Here is a 13,958-nt window from a genome sequence, read left to right as displayed (position 1 = left end):
ACGCGCGGGTACATATTTTCGACGTTATGCTCGCATTCCCCGAGCATCGGCCCTGCAACGACGCAGGTTCGACGATCGCGTTCGGGGCGCCCCTGGAGGAAGTCAAGTGGGTTGTGCAGGGGTGCACGTGTCCGCGAAGGCGGCACCCAGTCCTCGGCGGACATGGCCTTGGCCATCGAAACACTCTGCGGATCAATGAGTTTTACGGAAACGGAGCGATAACAGATGTTCAAGCGAATAGCGATAGTGAACCGCGGCGAGGCGGCCGTCCGCCTGATTCGTGCGGTGCGCGAACTGAACGCCGAGCACAACTACGGCATCCGCACGATCGCCCTGCACACCGAGGCCGAGCGTCGCGCGATGTTCGTCCGGCAGGCCGACGAAGGTGTGTGCTTGCGCACAGTCAAGACCGGCACCGCCTACCTCGATCACGCCGAGCTGGCCCGCGCGCTGCGCGAGAGCAAGGCCGACGCCGTGTGGGTCGGCTGGGGCTTCGTCGCCGAGGATCCGGCGTTCGTCGAGGTCTGCGAGCAACTCGGCATCACGTTCATCGGCCCGCCCGCCGAAGCGATGCGCCTGCTGGGCGACAAGGTCGAGGCCAAGCTCCTCGCCGAGAAGGTAGAGGTCCCGGTCGCGCCGTGGAGCGGTGGCCCCGTCGCCACCCGCGCCGACGCCCGTCGTCACGCCCAGGCCATCGGCTACCCGCTCATCATCAAGGCCCGCTCCGGCGGCGGTGGCCGTGGTATCCGCAAGGTGTGGTCGGAAGACGAGCTCGAACTCGCGCTCGAACGCACCCAGGGTGAGGCCCAGCGGTCCTTCGGCGACCCCGTCGTGTTCATCGAACGGCTGGTCACCGACGCACGCCACGTAGAGGTACAGGTCATCGCCGACAACTTCGGCAACGTCTGGGCTCCCGGTGTGCGCGACTGCTCCATCCAGCGCAAGAACCAGAAGGTCATCGAGGAGTCCAGCTCCCCGCTCCTCACCGCCGAGCAGTCGAACCACCTGCGCACCGTCTCCGCCGAGCTCGTGCGCGCCGCCGGCTACCGCGGCGCCGGCACGGTCGAGTACCTGTACCAGCCCGAGCAGAAGACGTTCACGTTCCTCGAGGTCAACACCCGCCTGCAGGTGGAGCACCCCATCACCGAGGCCACCACGGGCATCGACCTGGTGAAGCTGCAGATCCTCGTCGCGAGCGGCGAGCCGCTCGTCGGCGACTGCCCGCCCGAGTTCGGTCATGCCGTCGAGGCCCGCCTCAACGCGGAGGACGCCGCCAACGGCTTCGCTCCCGCACCCGGCGCCGTGCAGCTGCTCAAGTTCCCGCTCGGCAGCGGTCTCCGCGTCGACACCGGCATCGCCCAGGGCGACGTCATCCCGCCCGACTACGACTCGATGGTCGCCAAGGTCATCGCCTGGGGTCGCGACCGCTCCGAGGCCCTCGCGCGTCTGCGCACCGCGCTCCGCGAGACCACCGTCGTGCTGCAGGGCGGCACCACCACGAAGTCGTTCCTCCTCGAACTGCTCGACCGCGAAGAGGTCATCTCCGCGTCCGCGGACACCGGCTGGCTCGACCGCACCGGCGTCGGTAGCGTCACGACGCCCACCAAGGTGGCCGATGTCGCACTGATCGCCGCCGCCATCGACGTCTACGACGCCGAGGAGAAGCTCGAGCGCGAGGCGTTCCTCTCCTCCGCTCGCGGTGGACGCCCCCGCGCCGGTCACGCCATCGGCCGCAAGGTCGAGCTCAGCTACCAGGGTCAGGCCTACGGCCTCACCGTCACGCAGGTCGGCGCCCACAGCTACCGCGTCGACGGCGACAGCCCCGACGTCGAGGTCGAGGTCGACCGGCTCAGCGAATTCGAGAGCCGCCTCGTCGTCGGCACCCGCCGCCACCACGTGGTGTCGGTCGCCGGCCGCGCCCAGTACCTCGTCGAGGTCGACGGCATCAGCCACCAGATCAGCCAGGACGAGGCCGGCGTCGTCCGCGCACCCGCTCCCGCAGTCGTGGTCGCGGTGCCCGTGTCCGTCGGCGACGAGGTCGAGGTCGGCGACACGCTGGTCGTCCTCGAGAGCATGAAGATGGAGACCGCCGTCCGTGCGCCCGTCGCAGGCCGGGTCCGCGAAGTTCTCGCGATGGTCAACTCCCAGGTCGACGCCGGCACCGCACTGCTGCGCGTCGAGGAGACCGCGGAGGAGTCCACCGCTCCGAAGTCGCCGCGCGTCGAATTCGAGGTCGCCGTCCCCGCCTCGAAGGGCGACGTCCGCACCGACGCCCTCGAGCAGATCGACGCGCTCGCCGCGCTGCTCACCGGTTACGACGTCAGCGCGAAGCGGGCAGGCGTGCTCCTCGCCGACTACGAGAAGCTGCGCTCCGAAATCGCGGGCGACGCGGATCTGGTGCAGGCGGAACTCGCCCTGCTGAACACGTTCGCGGACATCTGCGAGATCGGACGTAACCGTCCCACCGCAGCCGAGGAGGACGCTGACGAGCGCGTCCACAGCCCGCGCGAGCACTTCCACACCTACCTGCACACCCTCGACGTCGAACTCGAAGGCCTGCCGGAGTCGTTCACGACCCGGTTGTCGCGGGCGCTGCGTCACTACGACGTCACCGACCTCGAGCGCACCGGCGAGCTGGAGGAGGCGGTCTACCGCCTGTTCCTCGCGCAGCAGCGCATGGACAACCAGGTTCCCGTCATCGCCGCCCTGCTCGACCGGTGGCTGAACGAGGGCAACGCTCCCGGCCGCGCACCCAGCGGACTCGGCGAGGTCCTGGACCGGCTCATCACCGCCACCCAGGTCCGTTACCCGGTCATCGGCAACGTCGCCCGCAACGTGCGGTTCCGCTTCTTCGACGAGCCGCAGATCCGCAAGGCCCGCGAGCAGGTGTACGACGGTGTCCGCGGCAGCCTCGAGTACCTCGCCGAGAACCCCGCCGCCGGCGACTACCAGGAACGCCTCGAAGCCCTGGTCGCCACCCCGCAGTCGCTGACCGAGCTCCTCGGACAGCGGATCGCGCGCAAGAGCACGACCGTCGGCCCGCTGCTGGAGGTCGTCACCCGGCGCTACTACGACATCCGCACGCTCGAGGACGTCACGTCCTTCGAACGCAACGGACGCCGTTTCGTCACCGGCAACTTCGACCTGCTCGGCGAGCGCCTGAACCTGGTCTCCGCCGTCGCCGAGTACGCCGAACTGCCCGGCGCGCTCGACGAGATCGGTGCCGTCGCCTCGGAGAACCCCGAGAACCTCGTCCTCGACCTCTACCTGTCGTGGACCGCGCCGCCCGCCGACCCGGACACCATGTCCGAGGACCTGCGGAAGGCACTGACGGCGCTGCCGCTGGCCGCGACCTGCCGCCGCGTCACGGTGTCCGTCTTCGGCGGAACCGACGTCGACGTCCGCAAGTTCACCTACCGCCCGGACGCTGGCGTCCTCGCGGAGGAGAAGCTGATCCGGGACATGCACCCGCTCACCGGTCAGCGACTCGACCTGTGGCGCCTGAAGAACTTCGACGGCACCCGCCTCCCCGCGTCCGCCGAGACGTTCCTGTTCAACCTGGTCTCGCGCGACAACCCCACCGACGAGCGCCTCATCGCGCTCGCCGAGGTCCGTGACATCACGCCGGTCCGCAACGAGGACGGCCAGGTCGTCGGTGTTCCCGCGGCCGAGCGTGTGCTGCAGTCGTGCCTCGACGGCATCCGCCGGGCGCAGGCCACGCGCGGCAGCAAGCGCAAGCTCGACGCCAACCGCGTCGTGCTGTACGTGTGGCCGAAGATCGACGTCCCCGTCGAGGATCTCGAGGCGTTCGCCCGGGTCGCGGCACCGCTCACCGCGGGCGCCGGCCTCGAGGAGATCACCGTGATCGCCCGCCTCCAGGGCGAGCCCGGCACGGAGTCGCGGGAGAAGGCTCTGCGCTTCTCCTACCGCACCGGCGCAGGTGTGGTCGTCAAGGTCACCGAACCGCCGACCGAGCCGCTGCAGCCGCTCGACGCGTACACGCAGAAGGTCCGCAGCTCCCGTGCCCGCGGCACCGTCTACCCGTACGAGCTGATCCCGCTGCTCACCGGCCGCGACGGCAGCTTCGTCGAGCACGACCTGGACGAGTCGGGCCAGTTGGTGCCCGTCGAGCGTCCGTACGGCCAGAACAAGGCCGGCCTCGTCGTCGGTCTGGTCACGGCCCGCACCGACCGGCACCCCGAGGGCATGACCCGCGTCGCGCTGTTCGGTGACCCGACGAAGGCTCTGGGCACCGTGGCGGAAGCCGAGTGCGCCCGCCTCGTCGCCGGTGTCGACCTGGCCGAGAAGCTGGGTGTTCCCGTCGAGTGGTTCGCGCTGTCGTCCGGCGCGACGATCTCCATGGACAGCGGCACCGAGAACATGGACTGGGTGTCGCGCGGTCTGCGTCGCCTCATCACGTTCACGCAGGACGGTGGCGAGGTCAACGTGATCGTGGCCGGCATCAACGTCGGTGCGCAGCCGTACTGGAACGCCGAAGCCACGATGCTGATGCACACCAAGGGCATCCTCGTCATGACGCCGGACAGCGCCATGGTGCTCACCGGCAAGAACTCGCTCGACTACTCGGGTGGCGTCTCGGCCGAGGACAACTTCGGCATCGGTGGTTACGACCGCGTGATGGGCCCCAACGGTGAGGCGCAGTACTGGGCGCCGAACCTGCCCGCCGCGTGCGAGATCCTGTTCGCGCACTACGACCACGCGTACGTCGTTGCCGGAGAACGCTTCCCGCGGCGGGCGCAGACCAGCGACCCGATCGGGCGCGACGTGCGGTCCTTCCCGCACATCCACCCGTCCAGCGACTTCACCACGGTCGGCGACATCTTCTCCGCGGAGACGAACCCGGAACGCAAGAAGCCGTTCGACATTCGCACGGTGATGCGTTCACTCGTCGACCAGGACCACACGGTGCTGGAGCGGTGGGCCGACATGGCCGACGCCGACACGTCCGTCGTGTTCGACGCACACCTCGGCGGATACCCGGTGAGCGTCATCGGCATCGAGTCGCGCGCCATCGCCCGTAAGGGATGGTCGCCGGCCAACGGTCCCGACCAGTGGACCGCGGGCACGCTGTTCCCGCAGTCGTCGAAGAAGACGGCCCGGGCGATCAACGCCGCCAGCGGCAGCCGGCCGCTCGTGGTGCTGGCCAACCTGTCCGGTTTCGACGGTTCCCCGGACTCGCTGCGCCACATCCAGCTCGAGTACGGTGCCGAGATCGGCCGCGCCATCGTCAATTTCGACGGCCCGATCGTGTTCTGCGTCGTCTCCCGCTACCACGGTGGCGCGTTCGTGGTGTTCTCCGGAGCACTGAACGACAACATGGAGGTGCTGGCGGTCGAGGGCTCGTTCGCCTCGGTCCTCGGTGGTGCCCCCGCCGCGGCCGTCGTGTTCACCCGTGAGGTCAACTCGCGGGTGGCGGCGGACCCGTCGATCCGGGAGCTCGAGGCCAACCTGGCCGGCGCCCAGAACGACGCCCAGCAGGCTCACCTGCGGGTGGAACTGGCGGCCCAGCAGGCTGCGGTGCGCAACGAGAAGCTCGGTGAGGTCGCGGCCGAGTTCGAGGCCGTGCACAACATCCAGCGGGCACAGCGGGTCGGCTCCGTCGACGCCGTCATCCCCGCCGTGGAGCTGCGTCCGTACATCATCGGTGCGGTCGAGCGCGGCATGCGCCGGGCGGTCGAAGCCGGCAAGTAGTCCCCACCCGAACGGCCGCGGCACCTACCTGGTGTCGCGGCCGTTCGGTGTTTCACGGAGCCGGGCTCTGCACCGCCGCATTTCACCTGTTTCGGATGACGCGGGCGCCCCGACCCGGTGCGATAGTCAGCGCAGAGTGAATTCGACTGTGAATGGAGCGCTGCTATGGACTCTTTCTGGGACTTTCTCTGGGTGATCATCGTCACCTTCGGCTTCGTGGCCTACCTGATCCTGTTGTTCTCCATCATCACCGACCTGTTCCGCGACCATAAGACGTCGGGCTGGGTGAAGGCGATCTGGATCGTCTTCCTGTTCTTCGTCCCGCTGCTGACCGCGCTCGTGTACCTCATCACCCGGAGCAAGAGCATGGCCGAGCGCTCGATGGCGGCCGCGCAGGAGGCGAAGCAGGCGCAGGACAGCTACATCCGTTCCGTCGCGGGCAAATCCTCGGCCGAGCAGATCGCGGACGCGAAGGGCCTCCTCGATGCAGGCACCATCACGCAGGCGGAATACGAGACGCTGAAGGCGAAGGCGCTGAGCAGCTGAGTACTGGGCAGCTGAGCACGGAGCAGCTGAGCACTGGGCAGCTGAGCGCCCGCCCCGAAGAAGGCCCGCCTGCCCGGCGGACCTTCTTCCGTTTCCGGCCCGCTGAGTCCCCGATCCGGCCCGTTCAGTCCGCGATCCGCTCCTTCACTCCCCGATCCGGCCCGCGACGTCCCGGAACGCCTGCAGCACGGTGGCGACGGCGGGAATGTCGTCGGCCGCGGGTCGGCGCGCCAGTTCGTAGATGCGGGCCGCACGGACCCCGGCGAGGGGAAGCTGAACCACCGCGCGGCTGGTCACCGCGTGCCGGGCCAGCAGAGCCACGCCGTGACCGCCGGCGACGAGTTCCTCGATGACCCGGAAGTCGTTGATGCGCATCGCCACGTGCGGCTGCACACCGGTCGCGGCGGCCACCGACATCAGCACGTCGTCGACGGGAAACCCGCCGCGCACACTGATCCACCTCTCGTCCGCCAGCTGGTCCGGCCGGACCGCGTCCTGTCCGGCGAGCGGATGGCCGGGCGGCAGGATCAGGTCGATGGGCTCGCGCATCAGCGGCTCGGCCGTCACCCGCGGCGAAGACGTGTCGGGGGCCCGCTCGTCGCGATGGGTCAGCACCACGTCGTAATCGGCGAGCAGGGCGGGCACCGCGGCCGCCGGCAGGTCCTCGTCACGCGCCTGCACGTCCACCCCGCTGCCCGCGAGCGCGTCCAGCAGTCCGGGCAGCAGCAGTGCGGCACCGGACGGGAACAGCGCCACCCGTACCCGGCCGCGTGGCGAACCGCGGTAGGCGCTCATCTCGGCCGCCGCGCGGTCCAGGGCGGCCACCACGTCGTCGGCGCGGACGACGAGGGCCTGACCGGCATCGGTGAGCCGCAGCCGGCGGCCTGCCGGTTCGAGCAGCGTCACCCCGGCCTCCCGCGAGAGGATCTTGAGCTGCTGCGACACCGCCGACGGCGTCATCGACAACGCCTGCGCGGTCGCCGCCACCGTCCCGCGGTCCGCCAGCTCTCGGAGCACGCGCAACCGGGTCGCATCCATGTAACAAAACTACATCGATGGTGCACTTTAATGCGCTTGTCCTGATTGTTTCCGGCCCTCACGATGGAATGCATGACCTCCCGCGACCGGCTGCTCGGACTGACCGTCGTCGTCCTCTGGGGGCTCAACTTCCTCGCCATCCGCGCCGGCCTCGACCACTTCCCGCCGTTCTTCTTCGCGGCCCTGCGATTCTTCGTCATCGCGATCCCGGTGATCCTGTTCGTTCCCCGACCGCAGGTCCCGCTGAAGTGGCTGCTCGTGTACGGCGTCGGGTTCGGCGTCGGCCAGTTCGCGTTCCTGTTCTGGGCCATGCACGTCGGGATGCCGACCGGGCTGGCGTCGCTGGTGCTGCAGTCCTCCGCGCCGTTCACGGTGGTCCTCGGCGCGGCCGCGCTGCGGGAGCGGCTGCGGCCGGCGCAGGTGGGCGGACTGCTCGTCGCGATGGCTGGAATGACCCTCATCGGCTGGGACCGCGCCCAGCACGCCGCGCTGCTGCCGGTGGCCCTGACCCTGCTCGCGGGACTGTCGTGGGCGCTGGGCAACATCGGCAACCGCAAGGCCGCGTCCGACCAGCCGATGCGGCTGATGCTGTGGATGTGCGTCATCCCGCCGCTGCCGATGCTGGCGCTGTCGCTCGGGGTGGAGGGGCCGTCGGCCGGCTGGGACGCCCTGACGTCCTCGCTGCACGGCACCGGTCCGCTCGCGCTCGCGGGCCTCGCCTACATCGTGATCCTCGGCACGGTCGCCGGCTCCGGTCTGTGGACGGCGCTGCTCAGCCGCTACCCCGCCGGAATGGTCGCGCCGTTCTCCCTCCTGGTCCCGATCGTCGGGATCGGGGCGTCCTGGCTGGTGCTGCACGAGGAGCCGAGCGTCCTGTCGCTGATCGGCGGGGCCGTCGTCATCGCCGGTGCCGCCGCCACCCAGGTGAGCGCCAAAGCGCGTCCGAGCACACTTTCGCACTCACCTGCCCCCGCGCGAGTCGGCGTCTGACCGGACCCTGTGCAAAACTCGCGGAGTGAGTACTGGAACTGGGATCACCACGCGCGGGAAGGTCGCCCTGCGCGCTGCGGCCGCGGCCTCCTGGGCGTCGCAGAAGGCCGGGCGCGGCAAGGGCTCGATGATCGGCGGGCTGATCGCCCTCAAGATCGACCCGACCCTGATGGAACAGCTCGGCGCCCACCGGCGCACCGCGGTGATCACCGGCACCAACGGCAAGTCCACCACCACCCGGATGACCGCGGCGGCGCTCTCCACCCTCGGTGAGGTCGCGACGCAGGCGGACGGCGCCAACATGGACGCCGGCATCGTCGCCGCACTCAGCACCCGCGTCCACGCGCCCCTCGCCGCCCTCGAGGTCGACGAACTGCACGTCCCGCACGTCAGCGACGCCGTCAACCCCGAAGCCCTCGTTCTGCTCAACCTCAGCCGCGACCAGCTCGACCGCGTCGGCGAGATCAACATGATCGAACGCAAACTTCGCGCCTGCGTCGCCGCGCACCCGGAGTCCGTCGTGATCGCCAACTGCGACGACGTCCTCGTCGCCTCCGTCGCCTACGACGCGAAGAACGTCGTCTGGGTCGCCGCGGGCGGCGGCTGGGCCAGCGACGCCGCCAGCTGTCCGCGCACCGGCGAACCCATCGTCTGGGAGGGCTCGCACTGGCGCAGCACCGGCTCCGACTTCGCGCGCCCCACCCCCGACTGGTGGCTGGACGACGAAAACCTGTACGGGCCCGACGGTCTCAAGATCCCGATGACGCTCGCCCTGCCCGGGCGCGCCAACCGTGGCAACGCCGCGCAGGCCGTCGCGGCGGCCGTCGCGATGGGCGCGAAGGCGGAGGACGCGGTCGCCGCCGCGGCCACCGTGCAGGAGGTCGCGGGCCGCTACAGCACCGTCGAGGTCGGATCGCACTCCGTGCACATGCTGCTCGCGAAGAACCCCGCCGGCTGGCAGGAAGCGCTGTCGATGATCGACCCCACCGTCGACGGACTCGTGATCGCCGTCAACGGGCAGGTTCCCGACGGCGAGGACCTGTCCTGGCTGTGGGACGTGCGGTTCGAGCACTTCGAGGGCGTCAAGGTGGTGGCGGCCGGCGAACGCGGCACCGACCTTGCCGTCCGCCTCACGTACGCCGGCGTCGAGCACACCCTCGACCCGAACCCGTTGCGGGCCATCGCGTCCTGCCCACCCGGACGCGTCGAGGTGCTCGCCAACTACACCGCGTTCCGCGACCTCAACACCGCCATCGCGAAGGAGGCGCGCAATGCCTGACTCGACCGTCCGCATCGGCCTGGTGCTGCCCGACGTGATGGGCACCTACGGCGACGGCGGCAACGCCCTGATCCTCCGGCAGCGGTTGCGGATGCGCGGCTACGACGCGGAGATCGTCGAGATCACGCTGAACGACCCGGTCCCGGAGTCCCTCGACGTGTACACGCTCGGCGGGGCCGAGGACTCGGCGCAACGCCTCGCCACCCGGCACCTCGCCAAGTACCCCGGACTGCAGAAAGCCGCCGAACGCGGCGCCCCCGTCCTGGCGATCTGCGCCGCCATCCAGGTGCTCGGCAACTGGTACGAGACGTCGAGCGGCGAACGCGTCGACGGCGTGTCGATGCTCGACGTCACCACGTCCCCGCAGGCGACGCGGTCCATCGGCGAGGTGATCACCACCCCGCAGATCGACGGGTTGACGCAGCCGCTGACGGGATTCGAAAACCACCGCGGCGGAACCACACTCGGCGCCGGAGCCCGCGGACTCGCCCGGGTCACGCACGGTGTCGGCAACGGCGTCGGAGACGGGCTCGAAGGCGTCGTGCAGGGTTCCGTGATCGGCACGTACATGCACGGACCCGCGCTCGCCCGCAACCCCGAACTCGCCGACCTGCTGCTGAAGCGGGCACTGGGCGTCGACGAACTCGCCCCCCTCGACCTGCCCGAGGTCGACCAACTGCGCCGGGAGCGTCTGCGCGTCTAGGTACGTGAGTGACAAAGTGTGGTCCCGCACGCTTTCCCACTCACCTCGCAGGTGAGTGGGAAAGAGTCCCCGGACACGCTATTTCACTCACGTCGGCAGGCGGGACAGCGGTGCGTCGTGTCGGCCCAGCCCTCCCGGACCAGCACGCGCCGCACCTCCTCGAACACCCCGCACGGGTCGCGGGTGGTCTCGTCCCACCCGTAGACCAACCGCGGACGGTCGGCGAGTTCCGCGGCATTGTCACGCCGGCGGTCACGGAAGCGGGACTGCTGCCCGCTGTGATATTGCTGCCCGTCGAGCCGGACGATCAACGGGACTCCGGTCGGGCTGTAGTCGACGTCTTCGTACAGAATCCGGCCGTCCACGACGTGCGGCATCTGACGCTTCCCGGCCGGCAGTCCGTGCGACCTCTCGACGTCGAGCGCGTACCGATGCTCGAGGACGGATTGGACGCCGTCGCCGAGCAGCGTCACCGCATCGGCGATCTCCGTCGCGTGCCGGTACGGGCGCCGGAGCTCGAGTTTCCGGCGGAGCGCATCGACGTGAACCTTGCCGTTGGTGGCCGCTTCGATCAATCGCGCCGCCGCTTCCTTCGGGGTTTCTTCGGACACAGCGAGGTCGAACACCGTGTCGGCCTTCGATGTTCGGGGTTGGCGAAACGGGACGGCGATGTGCCCGAAGGCCCGGGACCGATGGACCACGACGCCGCCGTGCACGAGGGCGTTGCCGGCAGAGGTCGGGCGTGGACCGCCCGGTACACGTACCGACGGCCCCTGGTTCACCGCCGAGCACTTGTAGGGCACGGTGATGTGGACGGGAGCGGACGGGTCGTCGATGCGGAGCATCCCCCACTCCTCGGCCGCGGTCCGGTGGCTGAGGATCGCGCGACCGCCGCCGTAGAGAAGCGCGGCGGAGAGGGCCATCGGGCGCGTGAGCGGGCCGTTGGTCACCGCGATGACCCGGGGAAGCACCCTCAACCATTGGCCGGTGACCACCCGGTGCCGGAGTGCGGTGGCACTGACGCCGTGCGCCCGTAGCTGTGCCGTGGTGACGACGCCGTCCTGGGCGTCGAGAAGCGCTTGCCATGAGTCGTGTTCCATGCCCGAAACGGTGTCGGCCGTCCCCGACACGGATCGGTCCCGCAGGCCCGGTTATCCACAAGCTGTGCATAACCCAGGTGAGTGGCAAAGCGTCCCCGGCGACGCTTTGCCACTCACGTGTCAGTGCAACCCAGCAGTTGCACGAACCGGCAGACGTGTGCAACCATGGAGTTGCAGATAACCCGCGAGAAAGGTAGCCGCCATGGACGCATCGAGCAGCATCACCAGGACCGTTGTCGCGAACGCCCCGAGAGCGGCGGTATGGGCGGCGATCACGGATCCCGACAAGATCAGCCAGTGGTTCGGGCAGCACACGTCGCTCGACCTCAGTGTCGGCGGCGAGGCCGCCTTCACGTGGGACGAGCACGGCACGGCCCGCGCCGTCGTCACGGAGGTCGACGAACCGAACGCGTTCGGTTTCCGCTGGGCCGCCGACATCGACGCCGAGCCGGTGGTCGGCAACTCGACCCTGGTGCGGTTCACGCTGTCCGAGCACGCCGCCGGCACCGAACTGACCGTCGTCGAAACCGGGTTCGACACCCTCGACCGCGAGGTCGCCGATCAGAAGCGGGCCCGCGAGGCCAACGCCCAGGGCTGGCACGCCGAACTCGACGAACTGGTCGCGTACCTGCACGGCGTGAAGGCATGACGGTGGGCACGTATGCCGAACTGGCCTCGGTGTTCGCGGCGCTGTCCGACGAGACCCGCTGGGAGATCCTGACCGAACTCGGGCGGTCCGACCAGTCGGCGTCGTCGCTGGCCACCCGGCTTCCGGTGTCGCGGCAGGCCATCGCGAAACATCTGACCGCGCTGCAAGCGTGCGGGCTGGTGGAATCGGTGAAGGTGGGCCGCGAGATCCGCTACCGCGCGCTGGGCGCCGAACTGAACAAGACGGCACGGACACTGGAACGGATCGGGGCCGAGTGGGACCGTCGTTTGGCAGCCATCAAGGAGATCGCGGAATCGATGGAGGAGTAAAGACCCCAGACAGGGGTTCGGCCGGGAATGCTTCTGCATTCTCGGCCGGATCTCTGCTTCTCGAGTTTTCTCTGCTCACAGGTACATTTCCTCGATCCGCATCACTGACGATACACGCGAGTGATCTACGTCACAAGAGGTTCCATCGGACTTTTCTTCGCCCGATCGTGCCCGGGCAGGGCCAGGGACACCGCGAACACCAGGACCGCCAGCACGGCGCACACCCCGTAGGCGATCGAGAATCCGGTGGCGGAGGCGACGCCTCCCACCATGCTCGCGGCCAGGACGGTCGCGACGACCGCACTGCACATGGTTGTGCCCATCGTCCGCAGCAGCACGTTGACGCCGTTGGCCGCGGCCATCTGCGTGGACGGCACGGCCCGGACGATGAGCATCGGCAGCGTGCTGTACACCAGTGCCGTTCCGATCGCCGCGACCCCGAGCGCCGCGATCACCAGCCACAGCTCCTTGTGCGGCACGGTGTGCAGCACGTAGCCGATGACCAAGCAGATCGCGCCCGACAGAATCGTCACCTTCGAGCCGTAGCGCTCTGACACCCGGGCCCCGACCTGCGCGAACACGATCATCGACAGACTCGTCGGGAGCTGGCACACCGCGGCCTGCAGGATCGTCAGGCCGTAGCCGGCGTCGCCGCGGGGCGCCTGAAGAAGTTGGGTGGTGATGAGGGCGTTTCCGTAGAACGCGAAACCGACGAGCAGTGCCGTGACGTGGGGCAGCAGCACCGACCGTCGCGCCGACACCCGCAGATCCACGAGCGGATTCCGGTTCCGTAGCTGCTGATACCCCCACAGCGCGAACAGGAACACCGCCGACCCGAACATGCCGAGCACCGCGGGACTTCCCCAGCCCCACGAGCTGCCCTGGGTGATCGGGACGAGCAGGCAGACGAGTGCGGCGGTGAGACCGACGGCGCCGACCCCGTCGAACCGCCCACCCGACCGCACCTCGGACTCGCGGATGAACAGCATCGCGGCCACGGTGACCGCGAGCCCGATGCCGGCGATGACCCAGAAGAGGACGTGCCAGTTGGAGTACTCGGCAACGGACGCCGCGAACGGCAGTCCGAGCGCGGTGCCGATACCGAGGGTCGAACTCATCATGGCGATGGCGCCGTGGACCTTCTCGCGCGGCAGTTCGTCGCGGAGGATCGAGATTCCGACCGGGATGACGGCGGCGCCCGCCCCCTGCAGTCCCCGCGCGAAGATCAGGAACGCGATGTCGGACGTCACGGCGCAGATCAACGCGCCGATCGTCATGAAGACGAACGCGACGAGGAGCATGCGCTTCTTGCCGAACATGTCGGCGAGTCTGCCGAAGATCGGGGTGACGACCGCGCCGACCAGGAGGGTGGTGGTGATCAGCCAGGACACCGACGTCTGACTCGCGCCGGTGAACGTCGGCATGCTGGGCAGGAGGGGCACCATGACCGTCTGCAGGACGGCCTGGAACACACCCGCGAAGGCGAGAATCGGGAAGAGGTAACGCGATCCGTTGGCCGATGTTGGTTGCGCGCCCGGGTGATCCGCGAGCGCCGAGAGCGGGCGCGGCAACGAGATCGTCAAATGTCACCCCTCGCGCAGCTGGTAAATGG

At 69.2% G+C, this 13,958-nt stretch carries 10 protein-coding genes; 7 read left to right on the top strand and 3 right to left on the bottom strand.

Translation table 11 applies throughout. From position 1 onward, the window contains the following. Positions 1–225 precede the first annotated feature (225 nt). Complete coding sequence (locus MLGJGCBP_RS14070; protein ID WP_087557192.1) at positions 226–5,712, top strand: ATP-binding protein; 5,487 nt, start codon at positions 226–228, stop codon at positions 5,710–5,712. A 165-nt stretch (positions 5,713–5,877) separates the two neighbouring features. After that, positions 5,878–6,258, top strand: coding sequence for an SHOCT domain-containing protein (locus tag MLGJGCBP_RS14065; RefSeq protein WP_087557191.1), 381 nt, complete (start codon positions 5,878–5,880; stop codon positions 6,256–6,258). 144 nt (positions 6,259–6,402) lie between these two features. Here the strand turns inward: MLGJGCBP_RS14065 and MLGJGCBP_RS14060 are convergent, their stop codons facing one another. Next, positions 6,403–7,296 carry a LysR family transcriptional regulator gene (locus MLGJGCBP_RS14060; protein WP_160096288.1) on the bottom strand — a complete coding sequence of 298 codons (894 nt, stop codon included), beginning with the start codon at positions 7,294–7,296 and terminating at the stop codon, positions 6,403–6,405. A 72-nt stretch (positions 7,297–7,368) separates the two neighbouring features. On the opposite strand from MLGJGCBP_RS14060, the gene MLGJGCBP_RS14055 reads away from it, so the two are divergent. Genes MLGJGCBP_RS14055 through MLGJGCBP_RS14045 form a run of 3 tightly spaced genes read left to right on the top strand, consistent with a single transcriptional unit; the run spans position 7,369 to position 10,268 of the window. Beyond that, entirely contained in the window at positions 7,369–8,286 is a 918-nt protein-coding gene (locus tag MLGJGCBP_RS14055) for an EamA family transporter (RefSeq protein ID WP_160096286.1), read from the top strand. A 25-nt stretch (positions 8,287–8,311) separates the two neighbouring features. Then, positions 8,312–9,565 carry a Mur ligase family protein gene (locus MLGJGCBP_RS14050; RefSeq protein ID WP_087557188.1) on the top strand — a complete coding sequence of 418 codons (1,254 nt, stop codon included), beginning with the start codon at positions 8,312–8,314 and terminating at the stop codon, positions 9,563–9,565. Beyond that, positions 9,558–10,268: a type 1 glutamine amidotransferase gene (locus tag MLGJGCBP_RS14045; RefSeq protein ID WP_087557187.1), complete on the top strand. Its 711-nt coding sequence runs from the start codon at positions 9,558–9,560 to the stop codon at positions 10,266–10,268. The genes MLGJGCBP_RS14050 and MLGJGCBP_RS14045 overlap by 8 nt, the downstream gene beginning before the upstream one ends. An 83-nt stretch (positions 10,269–10,351) precedes the next feature. Here the strand turns inward: MLGJGCBP_RS14045 and MLGJGCBP_RS14040 are convergent, their stop codons facing one another. Further along, positions 10,352–11,368 (bottom strand): type IV toxin-antitoxin system AbiEi family antitoxin domain-containing protein, encoded by a 1,017-nt coding sequence (locus MLGJGCBP_RS14040; protein ID WP_160096284.1) that lies wholly within the window; start codon positions 11,366–11,368, stop codon positions 10,352–10,354. A 202-nt stretch (positions 11,369–11,570) separates the two neighbouring features. On the opposite strand from MLGJGCBP_RS14040, the gene MLGJGCBP_RS14035 reads away from it, so the two are divergent. Together MLGJGCBP_RS14035 and MLGJGCBP_RS14030 are read left to right on the top strand one after the other, a co-directional pair. Then, a complete protein-coding gene (locus tag MLGJGCBP_RS14035; RefSeq protein WP_160096282.1) occupies positions 11,571–12,017 on the top strand; it encodes an SRPBCC family protein in 447 nt (148 codons plus the stop codon). Beyond that, positions 12,014–12,346, top strand: a complete 333-nt coding sequence (locus tag MLGJGCBP_RS14030; RefSeq protein WP_072938215.1) for an ArsR/SmtB family transcription factor — start codon at positions 12,014–12,016, stop codon at positions 12,344–12,346. Before MLGJGCBP_RS14035 ends, MLGJGCBP_RS14030 begins: the two co-directional genes overlap by 4 nt. 125 nt (positions 12,347–12,471) lie before the next feature. On the opposite strand, the gene MLGJGCBP_RS14025 is transcribed toward MLGJGCBP_RS14030, so the two are convergent. After that, positions 12,472–13,929: an MFS transporter gene (locus MLGJGCBP_RS14025; protein WP_160096280.1), complete on the bottom strand. Its 1,458-nt coding sequence runs from the start codon at positions 13,927–13,929 to the stop codon at positions 12,472–12,474. Positions 13,930–13,958: the final 29 nt, after the last annotated feature.

This window comes from Rhodococcus sp. T7 (assembly GCF_009872365.1).
GTDB lineage: Bacteria > Actinomycetota > Actinomycetes > Mycobacteriales > Mycobacteriaceae > Rhodococcus_F.
The sequence above is the reverse complement of the archived record's forward strand: the minus strand, read 5'-3'. Positions and strand labels throughout refer to the sequence as shown.

Bases quoted from the DNA above. Each gene is read 5' to 3' on its own strand.
- MLGJGCBP_RS14065 (WP_087557191.1), top strand. From the start codon at position 5,878: ATGGACTCTTTCTGGGACTTTCTCTGGGTGATCATCGTCACCTTCGGC.
- MLGJGCBP_RS14030 (WP_072938215.1), top strand. From the start codon at position 12,014: ATGACGGTGGGCACGTATGCCGAACTGGCCTCGGTGTTCGCGGCGCTG.
- MLGJGCBP_RS14045 (WP_087557187.1), top strand. From the start codon at position 9,558: ATGCCTGACTCGACCGTCCGCATCGGCCTGGTGCTGCCCGACGTGATG.
- MLGJGCBP_RS14060 (WP_160096288.1), bottom strand. From the start codon at position 7,296: ATGGATGCGACCCGGTTGCGCGTGCTCCGAGAGCTGGCGGACCGCGGG.
- MLGJGCBP_RS14070 (WP_087557192.1), top strand. From the start codon at position 226: ATGTTCAAGCGAATAGCGATAGTGAACCGCGGCGAGGCGGCCGTCCGC.
- MLGJGCBP_RS14035 (WP_160096282.1), top strand. From the start codon at position 11,571: ATGGACGCATCGAGCAGCATCACCAGGACCGTTGTCGCGAACGCCCCG.
- MLGJGCBP_RS14055 (WP_160096286.1), top strand. From the start codon at position 7,369: ATGACCTCCCGCGACCGGCTGCTCGGACTGACCGTCGTCGTCCTCTGG.
- MLGJGCBP_RS14040 (WP_160096284.1), bottom strand. From the start codon at position 11,368: ATGGAACACGACTCATGGCAAGCGCTTCTCGACGCCCAGGACGGCGTC.